18 protein-coding genes are annotated in these 19,646 nt (G+C 43.4%); 14 read left to right on the top strand and 4 right to left on the bottom strand.

Annotated elements, in window-relative coordinates:
• Both glyS and QTP81_RS01855 read left to right on the top strand, forming a co-directional pair.
• On the top strand, positions 1–2,079 hold the full coding sequence (gene glyS, locus QTP81_RS01860; RefSeq protein WP_289363324.1) for a glycine--tRNA ligase subunit beta: 2,079 nt from the start codon (positions 1–3) through the stop codon (positions 2,077–2,079).
• Complete coding sequence (locus tag QTP81_RS01855; protein WP_289363322.1) at positions 2,080–2,535, top strand: hypothetical protein; 456 nt, start codon at positions 2,080–2,082, stop codon at positions 2,533–2,535. It abuts the gene before it with no gap.
• Positions 2,536–2,650: 115 nt separating this feature from the next.
• Here QTP81_RS01855 and gyrB read toward each other — a convergent pair whose 3' ends face one another.
• The 4 genes from gyrB to dnaA are packed head-to-tail and all read right to left on the bottom strand — an operon-like array spanning position 2,651 to position 8,740.
• Complete coding sequence (gene gyrB, locus QTP81_RS01850) at positions 2,651–5,068, bottom strand: DNA topoisomerase (ATP-hydrolyzing) subunit B (RefSeq protein ID WP_289363320.1); 2,418 nt, start codon at positions 5,066–5,068, stop codon at positions 2,651–2,653.
• Positions 5,069–6,181 carry a DNA replication/repair protein RecF gene (recF, locus tag QTP81_RS01845; protein WP_289363318.1) on the bottom strand — a complete coding sequence of 371 codons (1,113 nt, stop codon included), beginning with the start codon at positions 6,179–6,181 and terminating at the stop codon, positions 5,069–5,071.
• An 8-nt stretch (positions 6,182–6,189) separates the two neighbouring features.
• On the bottom strand, positions 6,190–7,293 hold the full coding sequence (gene dnaN, locus QTP81_RS01840) for a DNA polymerase III subunit beta (protein WP_289363316.1): 1,104 nt from the start codon (positions 7,291–7,293) through the stop codon (positions 6,190–6,192).
• 25 nt (positions 7,294–7,318) lie between these two features.
• A complete protein-coding gene (dnaA, locus tag QTP81_RS01835) occupies positions 7,319–8,740 on the bottom strand; it encodes a chromosomal replication initiator protein DnaA (protein WP_289363313.1) in 1,422 nt (473 codons plus the stop codon).
• 633 nt (positions 8,741–9,373) lie between these two features.
• Between dnaA and rpmH the strand changes: the two genes are divergently transcribed.
• The 12 genes from rpmH to rsmG all read left to right on the top strand — a co-directional run bounded on the left by rpmH (position 9,374) and on the right by rsmG (position 19,636).
• Entirely contained in the window at positions 9,374–9,508 is a 135-nt protein-coding gene (gene rpmH / locus QTP81_RS01830) for a 50S ribosomal protein L34 (RefSeq protein WP_014290886.1), read from the top strand.
• Between the two features lie 17 nt (positions 9,509–9,525).
• On the top strand, positions 9,526–9,882 hold the full coding sequence (gene rnpA, locus QTP81_RS01825; RefSeq protein WP_289363383.1) for a ribonuclease P protein component: 357 nt from the start codon (positions 9,526–9,528) through the stop codon (positions 9,880–9,882).
• A complete protein-coding gene (gene yidD / locus QTP81_RS01820; RefSeq protein WP_289363284.1) occupies positions 9,849–10,118 on the top strand; it encodes a membrane protein insertion efficiency factor YidD in 270 nt (89 codons plus the stop codon). The genes rnpA and yidD overlap by 34 nt, the downstream gene beginning before the upstream one ends.
• A gap of 9 nt (positions 10,119–10,127) precedes the next feature.
• Positions 10,128–11,819: a membrane protein insertase YidC gene (gene yidC / locus QTP81_RS01815; RefSeq protein ID WP_289363283.1), complete on the top strand. Its 1,692-nt coding sequence runs from the start codon at positions 10,128–10,130 to the stop codon at positions 11,817–11,819.
• Positions 11,820–11,843: 24 nt separating this feature from the next.
• Entirely contained in the window at positions 11,844–12,326 is a 483-nt protein-coding gene (locus QTP81_RS01810) for a YajQ family cyclic di-GMP-binding protein (protein WP_289363282.1), read from the top strand.
• A gap of 20 nt (positions 12,327–12,346) precedes the next feature.
• Positions 12,347–13,729: a tRNA uridine-5-carboxymethylaminomethyl(34) synthesis GTPase MnmE gene (gene mnmE / locus QTP81_RS01805; protein ID WP_289363281.1), complete on the top strand. Its 1,383-nt coding sequence runs from the start codon at positions 12,347–12,349 to the stop codon at positions 13,727–13,729.
• 4 nt (positions 13,730–13,733) lie between these two features.
• Positions 13,734–14,177, top strand: coding sequence for an FMN-binding protein MioC (gene mioC / locus QTP81_RS01800; protein ID WP_289363279.1), 444 nt, complete (start codon positions 13,734–13,736; stop codon positions 14,175–14,177).
• Positions 14,178–14,190: 13 nt separating this feature from the next.
• Positions 14,191–14,835, top strand: coding sequence for a DnaT-like ssDNA-binding domain-containing protein (locus tag QTP81_RS01795; RefSeq protein ID WP_289363277.1), 645 nt, complete (start codon positions 14,191–14,193; stop codon positions 14,833–14,835).
• 33 nt (positions 14,836–14,868) lie between these two features.
• Positions 14,869–15,690: an ATP-binding protein gene (locus QTP81_RS01790; RefSeq protein WP_289363275.1), complete on the top strand. Its 822-nt coding sequence runs from the start codon at positions 14,869–14,871 to the stop codon at positions 15,688–15,690.
• 86 nt (positions 15,691–15,776) lie between these two features.
• Positions 15,777–16,565 (top strand): DUF4097 family beta strand repeat-containing protein, encoded by a 789-nt coding sequence (locus QTP81_RS01785; RefSeq protein ID WP_289363274.1) that lies wholly within the window; start codon positions 15,777–15,779, stop codon positions 16,563–16,565.
• Between the two features lie 539 nt (positions 16,566–17,104).
• Complete coding sequence (mnmG, locus tag QTP81_RS01780) at positions 17,105–19,006, top strand: tRNA uridine-5-carboxymethylaminomethyl(34) synthesis enzyme MnmG (RefSeq protein ID WP_289363273.1); 1,902 nt, start codon at positions 17,105–17,107, stop codon at positions 19,004–19,006.
• Entirely contained in the window at positions 19,007–19,636 is a 630-nt protein-coding gene (gene rsmG, locus QTP81_RS01775; protein WP_289363272.1) for a 16S rRNA (guanine(527)-N(7))-methyltransferase RsmG, read from the top strand.
• The last annotated feature ends 10 nt before the right edge of the window (positions 19,637–19,646 follow it).

The following is a 19,646-nucleotide window of genomic DNA, read 5'->3' as shown; positions in this document are numbered from 1 at the left end:
ATGCGTACGGAAACATTATTAGTAGAGATTGGTACCGAAGAGTTACCACCCAAAGCGCTCAAATCATTAGCACAAGCTTTTGCAAGCGGCATCGAGATAGCTTTACAAGCTGCTGAGCTCAGTTTTGATTCGGTGCGTTATTTTGCCGCCCCACGTCGTTTAGCGGTAGAAGTAAAAGGGCTGGCAGAAACACAAGCAGATAAAGTAATAGAGAAGCGTGGCCCAGCTGTCAATGTAGCATTTGATGAACAGGGTAACCCGAGTCGAGCAGCTGAAGGTTGGGCACGTTCAAACGGGATTACTGTAGAACAGGCCGAGCGTTTGGTGACTGATAAAGGCGAATGGTTACTACACAAGGCAGAGGTAAAGGGCCAATCTATTCACGACTTGCTGCAAGATCTAGTCGAGAAAGCAGTAAGCAAATTACCCATTCCAAAAGTTATGCGTTGGGGTGATTCGAATGCCCAGTTTATTCGTCCAGTTCATACCCTTTGCGCGTTCTACGGCAGTGACTCCGTTGTGATTCGATTATTCGATAAGCAATCTAAAAATGTCCTGCAAGGCCACAGATTCCATGGTAGTGGCAGAGTTGAGATCAACCATGCAGAAGAGTATGCCGCTGCGCTCGAAAAAGAATACGTCTTGGCAGACTTTGCTCAACGCCGTGAAAAGATAAAACAAGAACTCGACCGAGTCGCTGGCTCTCTCAGTTTATCTGCAGATTATAGCGACGACTTATTGGACGAAATAGCCTCATTGGTAGAGTGGCCAGTGATAATGCAAGCATCGTTCGATGAAAGTTTTTTGGCCGTACCCAAAGAAGCTTTGATCTACACGATGAAAGACGATCAGAAGTATGTTCCGTTGCTTGACGATAACGGCGCCCTCGCTCCTATCTTCTTGTTTGTTGCCAATATTGAAAGTAATGAACCGAGACAGGTGATTGAAGGCAATGAGCGCGTTATTCGGCCACGCCTAGCTGATGCACAATTCTTTTTCGAAACAGACAAAAAGTCGTCGTTAGAATCGCGCCTGGATTCACTGACAACAGTAGTGTTTCAAAAGCAACTGGGGACATTAGCGGATAAATCGCAACGTATAGCGAAGGTAGCGGAAAAAATTGCTGGGCTTTTGAATGCAAGTACAGCGCACGCAGCTCGTGCTGGCCTACTGTCAAAGACAGACTTAATGACCAATATGGTTATGGAGTTTCCAGACGTGCAAGGTGTAATGGGTATGCATTACGCTAATCACGACGGCGAAAATCCAGCAGTTGCCAACGCCTTGTTTGAACAATACCTGCCGCGCTTTGCAGGTGACAAAATCGCAACTGATCCTATTAGTATCAGTGTCGCATTGGCAGATAAATTAGACACCCTCGTAGGTATTTTCGGTATTGGTCAATTGCCAAAAGGGGATAAAGACCCATTTGCATTGCGCCGCGCTGCTATTGGTGTGCTGCGCACAATCATCGATAATGGGTTGAGCTTAGATCTTGTCGAATTGGTAGGGCTAGCTTATGCAGAGCTTGCAGATAAGCTTACCAACTCTGAATGCCAAGAACAGGTTATCGACTTTAGCTTGGGTCGTTTTGCTGCTATGTATCAAGATCGTGGTATAAGCCCAGACGTTATCCAAGCAGTATCTTCAAAGCGCCCTACTCAGCCAACAGATTATGATGCGCGAATTCAAGCAGTCAGTCAGTTTAAGAGCAACGCGGCAGCAGAGTCTTTAGCAGCAGCGCACAAGCGAATCGCCAATATACTCAACAAGAACAAAGTTGATGTTTCACTATGCTGTGATACTGAGTTACTAACACAGGTGGAGGAAAAATCCCTTCATTCTGCAATGCAAAGCATTGATTCAAAGGTTAGTGAATTACATAAACAACGCGCTTACGCCGACTTACTCGCCGTTATCGCGAGCTTACGCGAACCAGTAGATGCGTTCTTCGATAATGTAATGGTAATGGCAGAGGATGAAGCGATTCGTAATAATCGTCTGGGTTTATTAAACGAACTACGTTGGATGCTAGAGAGTGTTGCTGACATTAGTAAGCTTGTGGTGGTAAAAAATTAAATGATGAAACGTTTCAAAAAGCTAGCGTGTGCTAGTGTCATCTTGTTGTTGTCAGGGTGCAGTAGCACCTCGATTTTAGATGATTTTATTGAAGCTGATAAACCCAAGCTAAACTTGTCCGACCTGCATGCAGTGGGCAATTTTAATTGGTTCGAAATCATTCCTGAACATCAGTTTGTTGAAGTTACCGAAACTCGTTACGTAACCGAAATAGAGCTCATCGCAGATGGTCAGCCTTATGACTTTCACCTTGCCGATCAGTATTGGACGCCACATACAAAGTGTGGATTTCGTGACGTAGTTTTAAGGTTAGAATTAAATCAGGAATACCAGCTATACTGTGCTGGAGATTCGCAGAATTTGCAGTTCACTCCTGATCAAACGGGTCGGTTTGCAATTTGGATAGAGTCAAATGACGATGAAACAAGTGTTAGTATTAAAGTAGTTCGTTTATAGGGTTTAAGGTTTTAGACTAAATCGATTAGAACTCATGTTTTAATATTATAAATTTTATCAACAAAAAAGCCGAAGTCATTAACTTCGGCTTTTTTATTTGTCTTAATGTGAGACATTAAACATCCAAGTTCTCTACATTAAGTGCGTTTTCTTCTATAAATGCACGTCTTGGCTCAACTTGGTCACCCATTAATGTAGTAAACAATTGGTCTGCACCTATCGCATCTTCAATCGTTACTTGTAACATGCGGCGACTTTCAGGATCCATGGTCGTTTCCCAAAGTTGTTCTGGGTTCATCTCACCCAAACCTTTATATCGCTGGATATATTGACCGCGCTTCGCTTCAGCCATTAACCACTTCAACGCTTCTTCAAAACTAGCAACGGGCTGTTTACGTTCACCGCGCTGAACGTACGCACCGTCTTCCATCATACCGTTAATCGCATTGTTGAGCTCAACCAACTTTGCATATTCCGCGCTTTCGACAAAATCAACGTCAATCACGTATTCGTAATCGATACCGTGCATACGCATGATGATGACTAGTTTGTTTGTAGAATGCTCAGCATCTTCACGGACGTCAAAGGTAAATGTTGCGCCTTCGTCGTTGGTATCTAGGTCTGTTAATAATGCCTTAGCAAAGGCTTCTAAAGTCGCTTTGTCTTTCAAGCTATCTTTAGTGATGGTATCCACATAAATCATACTTTGCAGTAACGATGTTGGCATCACTCTGTGCATGCGTGCAATCATCTTTTCGGTAGATTGATAAAGCTTAACGAGGCTTTCTAGACCCACACTGCTAATTGCTGGAGCATTCGGACTCGTATACAACGAAGAGCCGTCTACAGCGATGGTGGTTAAGTGCTGGTTTAACGCATCATCGTCTTTCAAGTACTGCTCTTGTTTGCCCTTTTTAATCTTATACAACGGCGGCTGTGCAATATATACATAACCACGTTCGATAATTTCTGGCATTTGGCGATAGAAAAATGTCAGAAGTAAAGTACGAATGTGAGATCCGTCAACATCAGCATCGGTCATAATAATAATACTGTGATAACGCAGTTTTTCAGGATCGTATTCGTCTCTACCTATTCCACAACCAAGTGCTGTAATTAATGTAGCTACCTCTTGCGAGGATAACATCTTGTCAAAACGGGCTTTCTCAACATTCAGAATCTTACCTTTTAATGGCAAAATGGCTTGGTTCTTACGGTTTCTACCTTGCTTTGCTGAACCACCGGCGGAGTCACCCTCCACTATGTACAGTTCACTAAAGGCTGGATCTTTTTCCTGGCAGTCAGCTAATTTACCTGGCAAACCTGCTAAGTCTAATGCACCTTTTCGGCGTGTCATTTCACGCGCTTTACGCGCTGCTTCACGCGCACGGGCAGCATCAATTATCTTGTTAGCGATAATCTTACTCTCTGCAGGATTCTCCAATAAGAATTCGGCGAACTTTTCACCCATGGTTGTTTCTACAGCAGATTTCACTTCTGAAGAAACAAGCTTGTCTTTAGTTTGAGACGAGAACTTTGGATCAGGTACTTTAACCGAAACAACTGCTGTAAGACCTTCTCGAGCATCATCACCAGAGGCATTAGTCTTAGCTTTTTTGTTAAGCCCTTCCTTCTCCATAAAGTTATTTAGCGTCCGTGTAAGCGCTGCTCTAAAGCCGGCTAAATGCGTACCTCCATCTCTTTGAGGGATGTTGTTAGTGAAGCAAAATACATTTTCTTGGAAGCCATCGTTCCATTGCATTGAGATTTCGACCGCAGTTCCATCTTCCCTTTCAGTAGTGAAATGGAAAACCTTTTGGTGAACAGGTGTCTTATTTTGATTCAGATATTCAACGAACGCTTGTATGCCACCTTCATACATAAAGTGGTCTTCCTTACCATCGCGTTCGTCTTTTAAGCGGATAGATATACCAGAGTTTAGAAAAGATAATTCACGTAGTCTTTTCGCCAGTATGTCGTAATGAAATTCTGTTTGCGTAAAAGTGTCGTGACTTGGCCAAAAGCGAACCATCGTACCTGTTTTGTCAGTATCTCCAACTACGGCTAAAGGAGCTTGTGGTACACCGTGGTGATATTCTTGCTCATGCGTTTTCCCTTCACGACGAATTCGTAGTTTTAGTTTACTTGATAACGCGTTAACTACCGATACGCCTACACCGTGGAGACCACCTGAAACTTTATATGAATTGTCGTCAAACTTACCACCAGCGTGAAGAACCGTCATGATGACTTCTGCTGCTGAAACACCCTCTTCAGGGTGCATAGCGGTTGGAATACCACGACCATCATCTGCAACAGATACTGAACCGTCTGTATGTATTTGAATTGTTATTTCACTACAGTGTCCGGCTAATGCCTCATCGATAGAATTATCAACGACCTCAAACACCATATGGTGTAACCCTGTGCCATCATCAGTATCACCGATATACATTCCAGGTCTTTTTCTTACTGCGTCTAATCCTTTTAGAACTTTAATACTGGAAGAATCGTAACTGTTCTCTTCTGACATCTATTGCTCCTCTGTCACGCGGCCATGTTCCACGTGAAACACTTTTATATTTGTTATGTTAGTTGGTTCAAACAATTGCTGCTTTTCAATCGCGGTAACGAATACTTGTGAAGTTGTCTTGATCAGTTCGTTAATAAACAATCGACGTTTTTCTTCATCTAGCTCTGCCCCAATATCGTCTAGCAGAAACAATCCGGATTGATTTTTCTGATTAAACAGATGCTTTGTTTGGGCTAGCTGCAACGCAGCAACAAGCATTCTAAGTTGACCTCTTGATAAAACTTCAACCGCTAGAGTGCCATCCACTTTTATCTTGAAATCTGCTTTATGCGGACCGTAGCTGGTATAACCATAACGACGCTCTGAATCGAATCGTTGGCGCAGAAAATCAGCTAAAGGCACGTTTGAATCCCAACCACTATGATACGATAATTCGAAAGAAAACTCAGGTAAAAATTGTGACGAAATGGCTTTAAATAGCGGTTCAAACGACTCCCAGTATGACTTTCTATTTTCATCTATGGTTGTACCCAAGATAGACAGCTGATTCGTCCAGTAATCGAGCTGAGCGAGTATTTCTGAACTGACAGAAGCCTTACTTATTTGCATCGATTTTAGCAGTGCATTCCTTTGTCTAAGTACTCGTTGATAGTTTCGAAACATGTCTGAAAAAGAATGTTCCACGTGAAACAATCCCCAATCGATAAAGCGTCTTCTCGCACCGGGGGAGCCAATCAATAGCTCTATGCTTTGTGGTGTGAAGATTTGCACTGGTACCAATGATGCCATATCAGACACTCTATTCGACCTTTCGCCATTGATACTACAAACGAATTGGTCGTCAGCGGATCGTTGAAGCCCAACAGACAATGGAGATTCACTCTCTTGATTGCACTGAGCAAAAATGGTGAACGAGGTTTCTTGATGGGCAATGGCGTTGTTAGGCTTATTGGTACGAAACGAACGGCCAAAGCCAATAAAATGAAGCGCTTCTAGAAGAGAAGACTTACCGCTACCATTAGCCCCATAAATCAGATTTAGGTCCGACGACGGGCTAATGGTAACGGTTTTTAAATTTCGAAAGTTTGTTATCTGGAGTTGATTCAGCTTCATAAGCTGAATTACAACCTCATTGGCATAATGACGTATTGAGAGGCACTATCACCTTCCGACTCAATAAGCGCGCTAGAATTACTATCGGATAAAGAAATGTGTACTTCGTCAGATTTCAATGCGTTTAGGACATCGATTAAATAGGCGACATTAAAACCAATTTCCAAATCTTCACCATTGTAATCGACATCAACGATTTCTTCTGCCTCTTCCTGCTCTGGGTTATTGGCAGTAATTTTTAACTCGCCACTTGCCAAATTAAGACGTACACCTTTGAACTTTTCGTTAGATAAAATAGCGGCACGTGAGAATGTTTGCTTTAGTACTTCCTTGTTAGATTTAACGACCTTGTCGCATTCCTTCGGTACTACACGGCGGTAGTCTGGAAAGCGACCATCTACCAGCTTGCTTGTAAAAATAAAGTCGGTTGAGAAAATACGGATGTGATTAGAGCCAATTTGAATCTTCAAACCTTTATCGTCATCTTCTATTAAGCGTGTAATCTCTAGCACACCCTTGCGCGGTATAATCACCTGTCTGGAGGACAAACTAAGGCCTTCAAACTCAAGTTTGCACAACGCTAAGCGATGGCCATCGGTGGCGACGGTACGAACAACATTCCCCTCGGTTTCTAACGACATGCCGTTTAGGTAATAACGTACATCCTGCTGAGCCATTGAGAAAGAAGTACTATCGATAAGTTGTTTTAAATCACTGCGAGTTACTTCAAATTCAACTTCGCCTTCCCAATCTTCTAAATTAGGGTAATCATTCGCTGATAATGTTGATAGTGAATAACGACCTCTACCACTACGAATAATGGCTTTACTACCATCCAACTGGAAAACAACATCGTTTCCTTCATTTAGGCCACGAATAATATCGAGAAGCTTTTTAGCAGGAACGGTTGTTTCACCCTCGCTGAATTCACCTTCAAGAGCGACGCTAGAAATTAACTCTACCTCTAAATCTGTACCAGTCAGCCAAAGTGCGTCTTCACTAACTTTGATCAGTACGTTTGAAAGGATTGGAAGTGTATGCCGACGTTCGACGGCACCAACGACAAGTTGTAATGGCTGAAGAAATTTTTCGCGGCTAATTGTGAATTTCATTTATCGTTTTTCTCTTTTGATAGCTTTATGAAGACAACGTTCTAATTAGGTTTTTATAGTCTTCTTTTATATCATGACTTTCTTCTCTTAGCTGCTCTATTTTTCTGCAAGCATGCAGAACCGTCGTGTGATCGCGACCACCGAACGCGTTTCCAATTTCCGGTAAACTGCGGTTGGTTAGTTCTTTCGCAAGTGCCATCGCTAGTTGCCTTGGTCTAGCAATACTTCTACTGCGCCGCTTGGACAAAATATCCGACAATTTAACTTTGTAATAATCCGCAACGGTTTTTTGAATATTCTCTATCGTTACCAGCTTGTCTTGCAGCGATAACAAATCGCGCAATGCATCTTTCACAAATTCAATCGTGATTGGGCGCCCGGTGAAATTCGCATTGGCTATTACACGATTTAACGCCCCTTCCAACTCGCGAACGTTCGAACGTAGGCGTTTAGCTATAAAGAATGCGACTTCGTTGGGTAACGCTATATGGTTTTCACTGGCCTTCTTCATTAAAATCGCTACACGAGTTTCTAGCTCTGGCGGTTCGATTGCTATCGTTAAACCCCATCCAAAGCGAGACTTGAGGCGATCCTCTACCCCTTCAATTTCCTTGGGATAACGGTCCGACGTAAGAATAATTTGCTGATTACCCTCAAGCAAAGCGTTGAACGTATGAAAAAACTCTTCTTGAGAACGATCTTTATTAGCAAAAAACTGAATATCATCGATTAACAATGCATCAACCGACCGATAGAACCGTTTGAAGTCTTCTATCGCATTGTTTTGTAACGCTTTTACCATGTCCTGAACAAAACGCTCAGAGTGCATATATACTATCTTTGCATCCGGTTTTGACTCGATTATTCCGTGACCTACTGCGTGTAACAAATGGGTTTTACCCAACCCAGTCCCACCATATATAAACAAAGGATTATACGCCTTGCCAGGATTGTCAGACACTTGTGACGCCGCTGCACGTGCTAACTGGTTACTTTTACCCTCAACGAAACTTTCAAATTTGTAGGTGGGATTCAGATTGTTTTTATGTGCAAGACCCGCCGGAATGGGGGTTACTTGGTTTTGGGCTTTTAACGGCGCTTCTTGCATCGGATCATTGAGAGCCGGTGTGGCAACTTTCTTAACCTCTCCCTGTGGAGCGTTTGAAGGTTTAGGCGTGCTTTCATTCACGACATGCTGCACTGACCGATTTCCAACCACCTCAAGTTTTAGCGTGGGGACATCGTTATCATACAACTCGCTAAGAACTGCAGAAATTGCGGTGCGATATTTATCTCTTACCCAATCAAGGATAAAGTGATTTTTCGCATACAACGTTATTGTATTCTCGCTAACTTCATGTTGCAGTGGTCTTATCCACATGCTGAATTCTTGAACCGGCAAATCTTCTTTTAACCGGTTGAGACACTGCGCCCAAACATCCGCCATTAAAAAACCTTATTTTTCTTTATATTAAGTAGTAAAACTCGGCTTAATTTATGCACAGACACAAAAACCTCCGCAAAGCCAAACTTTGCAGAATCAGTCGATATAAATGAAATATTGCGATATATCCGAGTTACGCTGTGAATTATCTCGCATTCGAAGATCTATGTAAAACAACAATTCGATCAATTTATCGATCTTTTTTAAAAAAAGGTATATGTTATTGTTTTAATTATTTTTATTTATATTTTTGCGATCATGTAGCACTGTAATCAAAGTGAAAGAGCATGTTATTTAGCAATGTCTATACACGCTGAATTGATCAAATTTAATGCCAAAATGTCCATATTAAAAAACAATCTGTGGATAAATTAAGCACTAAGCACATTTTATGCACAGAGCATACGAACATCACTCGCTAAAAAGGTTCTATCATTAGCGCAACTAAACGCTGCTACCGTAAAAAACATCTGAAAAAAACCGCTGATCGCTTTGATTTTAATTGACATTAAGTCGAACGATCTCTAGAATTCAGCGTCCTTTTGGGAGCAGGCACTAAATTTGAACGGTTTTTCGTTGTGATTAATGCATGTTTTCAAAGTATTTTGTTAACTTTTAAATGATGAGATTCAGGCGATGAAAAGAACTTTTCAACCGAGCAATCTGAAGCGTAAGCGTTCACACGGTTTCCGCGCTCGCATGGCGACAAAAAATGGTCGTAAAGTGCTTGCTGCCCGCCGTGCAAAAGGTCGCGCTCGTCTTTCAGCATAAGCTAAACCTTGCTTAAAGTGGGCGAGTGCAGATTTACTCGGGAGTTGCGCTTGTTAACTCCCTCCCACTTTACTTTCGTCTTTCAAGACGCAATCCCTACTGGCAGTTCTGCCTTTACCATCCTTGCACGCAAAAACACCATTGATAATCCTCGTATTGGCATCACTATAGCTAAGAAGCGTATCCGTAAAGCGCATGATAGAAATCGTGTGAAACGTATAATTCGCGAAAGTTTTCGATTAAACCAGCACCGTCTACCAAATGTTGATATAGTCGTGCTCGGAAAATCAAATGCTGAACAGATGTCTAACCAAGAGTTATTTTTATTGTTGGAAAAATTATGGACAAAGCTCGCGAAACGCTGCGCGCAGTAATAGTTTTTGTACCAATTCTACTGATTAGAATTTATCAAAAAGTACTATCTCCATTAATTGGACCTACTTGTCGGTTCACCCCGACTTGTTCGCAATACGCTGTGCAAGCATTAAATGAACACGGGTTACTAATTGGTAGTTGGTTATCAGTTAAACGCATATTAAAATGCCAACCGCTACATCCAGGCGGTGAAGACCCAGTGCCACCAAAAACCAATAAGATCAAATATCGTTAAGAGAATACTATGGAATCGCAACGCAGTTTTCTGCTCATTGGCTTAGTTTTAGTTAGCTTTTTACTATGGACAGAATGGCAGAAAGATTATGGTCCACAACCTATCCAGCCAGTAGAGTCAACCACTGAACTCCCAGCAGCCGCCAATGGTGTACCCAGTGCTACGCCTGCACCAAACGCACAATCAGCTGTACCTGAAGATATTACTCAACAAAGTTTGCAGGATGTTCCAGGCGCTACGCCAATTGCCGGAGACAATGCAAACGGTGAGCGTTTTGTCACGGTTGAAACAGACGCATTGGCAGTTACCATAGATCTTATCGGTGGTGATGTCGTTGTTGCAGACCTTAAACTATATCCAGAAGAACAAGGTTCAGAAGAGCCTTTTCAATTGTTGCAAGCAACTAATCCGGGACTTTATGTAGCCCAAGGTGGATTGATTGGTCCGGATGGTCCAGATTCAAATCCAAGTGGTCGTCCAATTTATTCAGTCGCTAGCAATCAATTTACTTTAGATGGTGACACCTTGAGCGTGCCATTAACTTGGGCAAATAGCGAAGGTTTGGTGATTACAAAGACATTTACGTTCGCGCGAAATTCACATGTGGTAGATGTGAGTTACACCATCCAAAACGGCATGACTGACAATGCGCGGGTACAACAATACGCGCAACTAAAACAAACCACTATTCTGCCTGAAACGGGTAGCATGTTTATGCCAACCTATCGAGGTTCTGCGTATTCAACCCAAGACGAGCGTTATGAGAAATTTGCTTTCGGTGATTTCGAAGACGAATCCTTGCGTATCGCTACGCTCGGTGGTTGGGTCGGCATGCTGGAGCATTATTTTGTTTCGGCCTGGGTACCGCCACAAGATCAAAACAACACCATTTACTCAAACCTGTTGAACAACGAGTTTGCAATTATCGGCTATACCACCCCTGCTGTAGTTGTTGCACCAGGTTCACAGGAAACTATCTCGAGCACGCTTTACATTGGTCCTAAGGATCAAGAAACACTAGCAGGCTTAGCCCGTGGCTTGGACTTAACCGTGGACTACGGTCCATTGTTCTGGATCTCTCAGCCATTGTTTGACCTTCTTCAATGGTTGTTTAGCATTTCGGGTAACTGGGGTGTCGCGATTATCCTAATTACTATTATTGTTAAAGGTGCAATGTACTGGCTGACCAAAAAGCAATACGAATCCTTTGCCAAGCTACGTGTATTAGCACCAAAAATGCAGCAGCTTAAAGACCGTTATGGCGATGACCGTCAAAAGATGTCACAAGCTATGATGGAGCTGTATAAGAAGGAAAAAGTAAACCCGATGGGCGGCTGTTTCCCATTATTACTACAAATGCCAATTTTCCTTGCCTTGTACTGGGTACTGCTGGAAAGTGTGGAATTGCGCCACGCAGACTTTGCTTTGTGGATCACTGATTTGTCAGTGATGGACCCCTACTTCGTATTGCCTGTTCTTACCGGTGCCAGCATGTACTTGTTGCAGAAGTTAAATCCAACCACTGTTCAAGATCCTATGCAGCAAAAAATCATGCAGTGGATGCCTGTTGCAATGAGTATTTTCTTTATCTGGTTCCCTGCAGGTCTTGTATTGTACTGGTTGATTTCTAACGTGATCACCATTATCCAAGCGAAATTGATTTATCGTTCGATGGAAAAACGCGGTATTCAGACTCACTAACACGAGAAGTAAACGGAGATAAACATGCCTTCATTCGATATTGTGTCAGAAATCGAAATGGTCGATGTTAAAAACGCTATCGACAATGCTAATCGTGAGTTGGCTACACGGTTTGACTTTCGTGGTGTCGAAGCCAGTTTTGAAGCCACCGACGACGGCGTCATCATGAATGCTGAGGCTGACTTTCAGCTTCAGCAAATGGATTCTATGTTGCGTAATGCGTGTGCTAAACGCGGCGTGGATACCGCCTGTATTGATGCCCAAGGCATTGAGCACCGCGGTAAGAACTTTCGCCAACTGATTAGTTTCAAACAAGGTATTGATCAACCTACCGCGAAGAAAATTGTCAAGTTGATCAAAGACGCCAAAGTAAAAGTGCAAGCATCGATTCAAGGTGATCAAGTGCGCGTTACTGGCAAGAAGCGCGATGATTTGCAACAAGCCATTCAGTTGGTAAAAGGCGCAGACCTTGGTCAACCGTTCCAATTCAATAACTTTCGTGACTAAGCCATTAGGTCTCGGTCACTATGAGCTTTCAAGCATCTGATACCATCGTTGCTCAGGCGACTGCCGCTGGTAAAGGCAGCGTTGGTATCGTCAGAGTATCTGGGCCTGATGCTAAATCGATTGCCGAACAAATACTCAAGCAATGCCCGGCGCCTCGCATGGCCGCTTACCTGCCTTTTTACAACCAATCCGGTGAAGCCATCGACCAAGGTATTGGTCTGTTCTTTCAAGGGCCCTATTCGTTTACCGGTGAAGATGTATTAGAACTGCAAGGTCATGGCGGCCAAGTGGTTATTGATATGCTTTTGGCTGAAATACTTAACCACAATAATGTTCGCATGGCACGCCCAGGTGAATTCAGCGAACGCGCCTTTTTGAATGACAAAATGGATTTGGCTCAAGCAGAAGCGATTGCTGACCTTATCGATGCCAGTTCACAACAAGCAGCTAAAAGCGCCATGCGCAGCTTACAAGGTGAGTTCTCAACGCAAATACACGCATTGGTAGAGCAAGTCATACATTTGCGCATGTATGTAGAGGCAGCGATTGATTTTCCTGAAGAAGAAATCGATTTTCTCAGTGATGGCAAGGTTGAAAATGACCTTAGCGCAATTGTAGAGCAACTAACCAATGTTCAAAAACGCGCACAACAGGGCTCGCTATTACGTGAAGGAATGCAAGTGGTTATCGCCGGTAAGCCCAATGCTGGCAAATCGAGTTTGCTCAACGCCCTCGCCGGCCGTGATGCAGCTATTGTTACGGATATTGCTGGTACCACTCGTGATGTATTAAAGGAGCATATTCACCTAGACGGAATGCCGTTGCATATTATTGATACCGCCGGTTTACGCGATAGTACGGATAAAGTAGAGCAAATCGGTATTCAGCGCGCATGGGAAGAAATTAAGCAAGCCGATCACGTATTAGTAGTTGTTGATAGCACAACTACCACTGAAAAAGATCCGCATGTGTTATGGCCCGAATTTATGCAGCAATTGCCCGACGGAATACCAGTGACCGTAGTGCGCAATAAAATTGATTTGAGCAGAGAAAGTCAAACCCCAGAACGCATAGATAGCGACCACGGACAGTATTCAGTTTTCAAAATTGCCGCTAGCCAACAATTGGGCTTATCACCTTTGATAGAGCATTTGAAAGAGTCAATGGGCTATGCCAGCCAAACCGATGGCCAATTTATCGCCCGCCGTCGCCATTTAGAAGCGCTCAATAACGCCGCTGAGCACATCCATAGCGGCCAACAGCAATTGCTCGAACATGCAGCTGGAGAAATTCTCGCTGAAGAGCTTAGGATCGCGCAACAACACCTCAATGAGATCACTGGCGAATTTACTTCAGATGATCTTCTTGGCCGAATTTTCTCGTCTTTTTGTATAGGTAAGTAATATAATGGATACCGTCCACATCATTGTCGGTTCAGTCTTGGGTGCCAGTGAATATGTTGCTGATGCGGTTGCAGATCGACTCCAAGCAGAAAACTTAACCACTGAAATCTACTTAGCGCCTGATTTTGCTGCTATCCCGCAACAGGGCATATGGCTGATATGCACATCTACCCACGGCGCTGGCGATCTGCCTGATAATATTCAACCTTTTGCCGATGATCTGGTCGGCAAAACGTTAAATGATTTGCCTTATTGGGTGCTCAGTCTAGGTGACAGTAGCTACGATACATTTTGCTATGGTGGCGCCCAGATGCACAAACTGATGCAAAACGCCCAAGCAAAAGCGTTGGCCGAACCATTAGAAGTCGATGTACTCCAACACCCTATTCCAGAGGAGTATGCAGTGGAATGGTTAGACAACAACATTCAATTGTTCACTTCAGCCTAATCCCAAAACAACCATGAACAGTGCCGAACTCGATGCGCTAAGCCAACCCTTAAGTAATCCAGCACGTGTCTTATACATGCTGAGCCTTAGACCTAATGCTAACGTTCAAACGGGCGCATCGGGTGAGCTAGTCTATAAGCATATAATGCAGTTGCTCAACGGCACCGAACAGCACTTCACACTTGGTCGTCAAATCAATGCATTACTTAAAGAACTAGTCAACGTTGGCTTGATTGAGATCCCCAGTGATTGCGATATCAATCGCAGTCTCAACAATAAACGCGTTATTTTGCCCTTGGTGGTCGTCAAACAAGCGAGTGTAGAGCGACTTCATCAGAATAAATCGGCCATCTATATCGATTGGCAACCCGATGACAAACTCTTTGCTGAGCTAGCGCAGTTGGTCGGATTGATAGACAAAGCATTTACCCCGGAAGAAACCGGTGATTTTGTTGCTTATTGGTTAGGCCGACCGGATACACAACTGAGTCATTTTCAGTGGACACAAAAATTTGTGAGTTATTTAAAGCAACAACGATTAGCTAAGGTGCCACGCCACAAAACGCAAATAGGCTCACAACTAACAACCCCGCAATCAGCTGTCGAAATTGATGACAATGCACGTAAGTTAGTAGAAAAATATCGGTCAAAGCAGTAATCTACTGCTCTGTTTTAACGAGGGACACCACGCGTGGATTCACTAAACGATAAAATCAATAGATTGGCAGAAATACTGGGGAAAAACCCTTTGCCGCCCACCGATCCGGAAACTGTTGATTTTCAATCGATTCGGCGCGAATACGAACAACAAGCCAATTTAGAAGTTCAAAAGCTTCAGCAAAATTCAAAGCAACAACGCATTGAGCAATTGCATGGTCGTTCAGACCTAAACCCAGGGTGGACCTTCGCAAACCTCCAACAAGATAGCCAAGACGTAATCGAAGCCGTTAACATCGCTCAGTCGTTTATAGCCGCACATGCCGACCCTAATTGGCGCAACAACAGCTCGCATATGATGATTTTTTACGGCGATTACGGGCGTGGAAAATCTCACATAGCGGGTGCGATAGCACATGAATTAATTGCACAGTTTGAGACTACCGTGCTTTATCGGCAGCTATCTACCTTATTAGAAATGCGTTTTTTCTCGTATGACTATTCATCTACCGATAATATCGCACAGCAGTTTAGAGATATCCAAAAAGAACTGTTAAGTGTTGATTTACTTATCTTGGATGAAGTGTGTGTTAACGAAACCATGCTCAAAAAGAACGCGCAGAGTTGGTTGGGTAACTTATTGCGCCAACGATTAGTGGACCATAAAAATTGCATTATGATCACTAACCACAACCTTAGCGAACTCGAAAACGCTTTGGGTAATTATTGTTTCGAGTCGATCAAAGAGTACGATACTTACAAAGTAAAATTCAGTGGCCCGAGCCGCAGAAAGTCAATTACACCCGCTATTCCAGAAGAACAACGCGCCCCCTCTTATCGACCCAACCAAATTTAATTTGGTTACATTTAAACCTTTGTCTAAGCACCTGCGACTAAGCTATAAATCCATTAAAGCTCGTCCATTTAGACAAAGGAACAAACATGAAAACGATCACCAAAATTACAACAGGGACCGCTGCTTTCGCCCTCGCCGCAAGTATTAGCTTAATTGCGCACGCCGATGTTTTTACCCAAACCTATGATGTAGAAGCGGGGGAAACACTCTATTTAAAAACCGATGTGGGCAGCTTAAATATCGAAACACACGACCGCGATACAGTAGAAATTGAAGTAGAAGTTGAAGGCCCGGATGCAGATGAGTTTTCTGTGCGTTTTGAACGCACTGGTGATGGCGTGAGTATCTACGGCGATAAAGAAGATGGTGAATGGGGTTGGAATGGTTCGCAAATTCGCGCCAAATTCTACATTACTGTGCCAGAAAACTATGACCTAGATTTAAATACCGCGGGTGGCTCCATCAAAATTGAAGATCTTGAAGGTAACATTGATGCTCAAACGTCCGGGGGCTCCATTGCCCTTGGTGATATTATCGGTAACGTCGATGTTCACACCTCGGGTGGTTCAATCCGCGTAGACAGTGTGTATGGTGAAATTGATGCAAATACATCTGGCGGTAGCATCAAGGTTGAGTTTAAAAAGCAGATCACTGAAGATGCAAAGCTCTCTACATCGGGGGGTTCGATCACCGCAATCCTCCCGGAAGATATAGCTATTGAACTAGACGCCTCTACATCAGGCGGATCTGTTAGCTCTGAATTTGAGGTCGATGGTAGAACCAAAAAACGTTCAATTCGCGGCTCGATCAACGGTGGTGGCCCGGAATTAACACTGCGGACCAGTGGTGGCAGCGTAAAAGTGTTAAAAGACTAGTACGATCATTCTGGATCCCTTTAACAATAAGGGATCCTTCACCTCACTTCTCTATCTATTCAAGATCGCTCCCCAACTTACTCACAGTAAGTGAACAACTGGATCACAAGTGTGGATAAGATCGCAAAAACACTGTTAATTAGTGTATATATTCCTGTTTACACTATTGGTTAAATATTAACCTGTGGATAAACCCACTAGTTATTAACAGCTTATTTGCCTTAACGATCGCATAGATCACAACTTTAAACATGATCTAACTCGCTGTTTTCTTTAACTTAAAAAGGGTTTTACACAGAATTACGTCTCCTTAATAATAATAAAAATAATCTAATATAAAGAAAGATCATATTTATAAAGCAAAGCGGTCTCTTCGATCTAACACCAGATCAGTAATTATCTAAAACGAATCTTTTTTGCTAATAACGTTTAGTTTTTAACCAATAAACATTTTTTTCAGTACAATGATCAGATAGAATACGCGGCCGCATTTTTAGTGACCTAAAATGCTGTGTTATCAAGGTTTGAGGGTTTTAGACGTGTTTTATCAACAATCATTTGACGTCATTGTTGTCGGTGGCGGTCATGCAGGATCAGAAGCTGCTTTAGCTGCGGCAAGAATGGGTGTGAATACACTGCTGATCACGCACAATATTGAGACTTTGGGTCAAATGTCTTGTAACCCTGCGATCGGTGGGATCGGTAAAGGCCACCTAGTTAAAGAGATCGATGCGCTGGGTGGTGCTATGGCAATGGCTGCTGATCGCGCAGGCATTCAGTTTAGAACCCTAAACAGCAGCAAAGGACCAGCGGTTCGCGCAACCCGTGCTCAGGCTGATCGCAGTTTGTACCGCACAGCCATGCGTAACACGTTAGAACACGCCGAAAATCTTACAATTTTCCAACAGTCCGTTGATGATTTGATCGTTGAAAATGACCGCGTTTGCGGTGTTGTTACACAGATGGGTTTGAAGTTTAAAGCGCCCACTGTAGTGCTGACCGTAGGCACCTTCTTGGGCGGAACAATCCACATTGGCTTAGAAAATTTCCAAGGTGGTCGCGCCGGTGATCCACCGTCAAACGCGTTAGCACAACGTCTACGGGCATTGCCTTTTAGAGTTGATCGCTTAAAAACAGGTACCCCTGCACGATTAGACGCTCGAACACTCGATTTTTCGAAAATGCAGGAACAGCCAGGTGATACCCCAATACCTGTATTTTCATTCATGGGTAGTGTGGCTGATCATCCTCGTCAGGTCCCTTGCTATATCACGCACACTAATGAAAAAACGCATGACATCATACGTGGTGGATTAGATCGATCGCCAATGTATACAGGTGTTATTGAAGGCGTGGGCCCGCGTTATTGTCCGTCAATTGAAGACAAGATCATGCGTTTTGCCGACAAAAACTCACATCAGATTTTTGTCGAGCCTGAAGGGCTAAACAGCATTGAAGTTTATCCAAACGGCATATCAACCAGTTTGCCTTTCGACGTACAAATGCAGCTAGTACGGTCGATCAATGGGTTTGAAAACGCGCATATCATCCGCCCAGGTTATGCGATCGAATACGATTTCTTTGATCCGCGCGACTTAAAACAAACCCTTGAAACTAAGTTTATTCAAGGATTGTTCTTTGCCGGTCAAATCAACGGTACTACAGGTTATGAAGAAGCCGGTGCGCAAGGATTGATTGCCGGTGCCAATGCCGCCTTGCAAGTGCAGCAAAAAGATCCGCTTATCTTGCGTCGCGATCAGGCCTATATGGGCGTATTGATTGATGATTTAGCGACTATGGGGACCAAAGAGCCCTATCGTATGTTCACCAGCCGTGCAGAATACCGCTTATTGTTACGTGAAGATAATGCCGATATTCGATTGACCGCACTGGGTCGTGAGGTTGGTTTGGTTGATGATACGCGCTGGCAGGCGTTCAATCACAAGCAAGAGTTAATCGAGCAAGAATTACAGCGGTTGCGTGGCCAGTGGGTACATCCCGACCACGTTGCAGTTAGTGAATTAAACCAACTGATTAAAAATCCGGTGTCGCGTGAGCATTCATTGGAAGAAATGATCCGCCGTCCAGAAATGACTTATCGCAAGTTAATGGCGATAGAATCTTTAGGCCCTGCCTTAAAGCACGAACAAGCGGCAGAGCAAGTTGAAATTCAGATAAAGTATGCGGGCTATATTTCGCGTCAACAAGAAGAGATAGCAAAAGCCCAACGTCATGAAAATACGTTGATACCTGCTGATTTTGATTTTGCCTCAGTATCTGGTTTGAGTAATGAAGTGGTAGCTAAGTTAACTGATGCACGCCCGGAAACCATTGGCAAAGCGTCACGTATTTCAGGTATTACACCAGCTGCTATTTCGTTATTGTTAGTCTATTTGAAGAAACAAGGTGCGTTGCGTAAGCAACAGCGCGCGAGCGCTTAAATGGCAATGGATTTACAAAATCAATTAGCCTCTGGTGTCGCGCAACTAGGCCTTGATCTCAGCAATACTCAAATGAATCAGCTGGTGGCTTATGTAGAGTTAATGGTCAAATGGAACAAAGCCTATAACTTAACCTCAGTGCGCGATCCCAACGAAATGCTTAACAAGCATATTCTCGATTCTCTTGCGGTTGTACCCTTTATCGAAAACAAAAACTATATCGATGTAGGAACAGGCCCAGGATTACCCGGGATCCCATTGGCAATCGCTTGTCCAAACGCGCAGTTTACGTGTTTAGATAGCTTGGGCAAACGCGTGCGTTTTATGAAGCAAGTGGTGTTTGAACTCGGTTTGAGCAATGTCATACCGGTTCAATCTCGCGTAGAAGAACACCAAATAAGCGATCATTACGACGGCGTGCTAAGCCGAGCCTTTGCCTCGCTACAGGATATGCTGCAATGGTGCCAACATTTGATTAATTCTTCAGGTGAATTTCTTGCATTAAAAGGCCAATACCCGCAAGATGAGCTTACTGCGTTACCCGATAATATCAATTTAGTTAGTACTCACAAACTAGATATTCCCTTTATGGTCGGTGAACGCCATTTAATTAGGCTAAAAAAACAGTAAGATAGGAAGA

This window comes from Neoalteromonas arenosi (assembly GCF_030362855.1).
Classification (GTDB): domain Bacteria; phylum Pseudomonadota; class Gammaproteobacteria; order Enterobacterales; family Alteromonadaceae; genus Alteromonas_E; species Alteromonas_E arenosi.
Note: the sequence above shows the minus strand (reverse complement) of the source record. Positions and strands in the feature narration are given on the sequence as shown.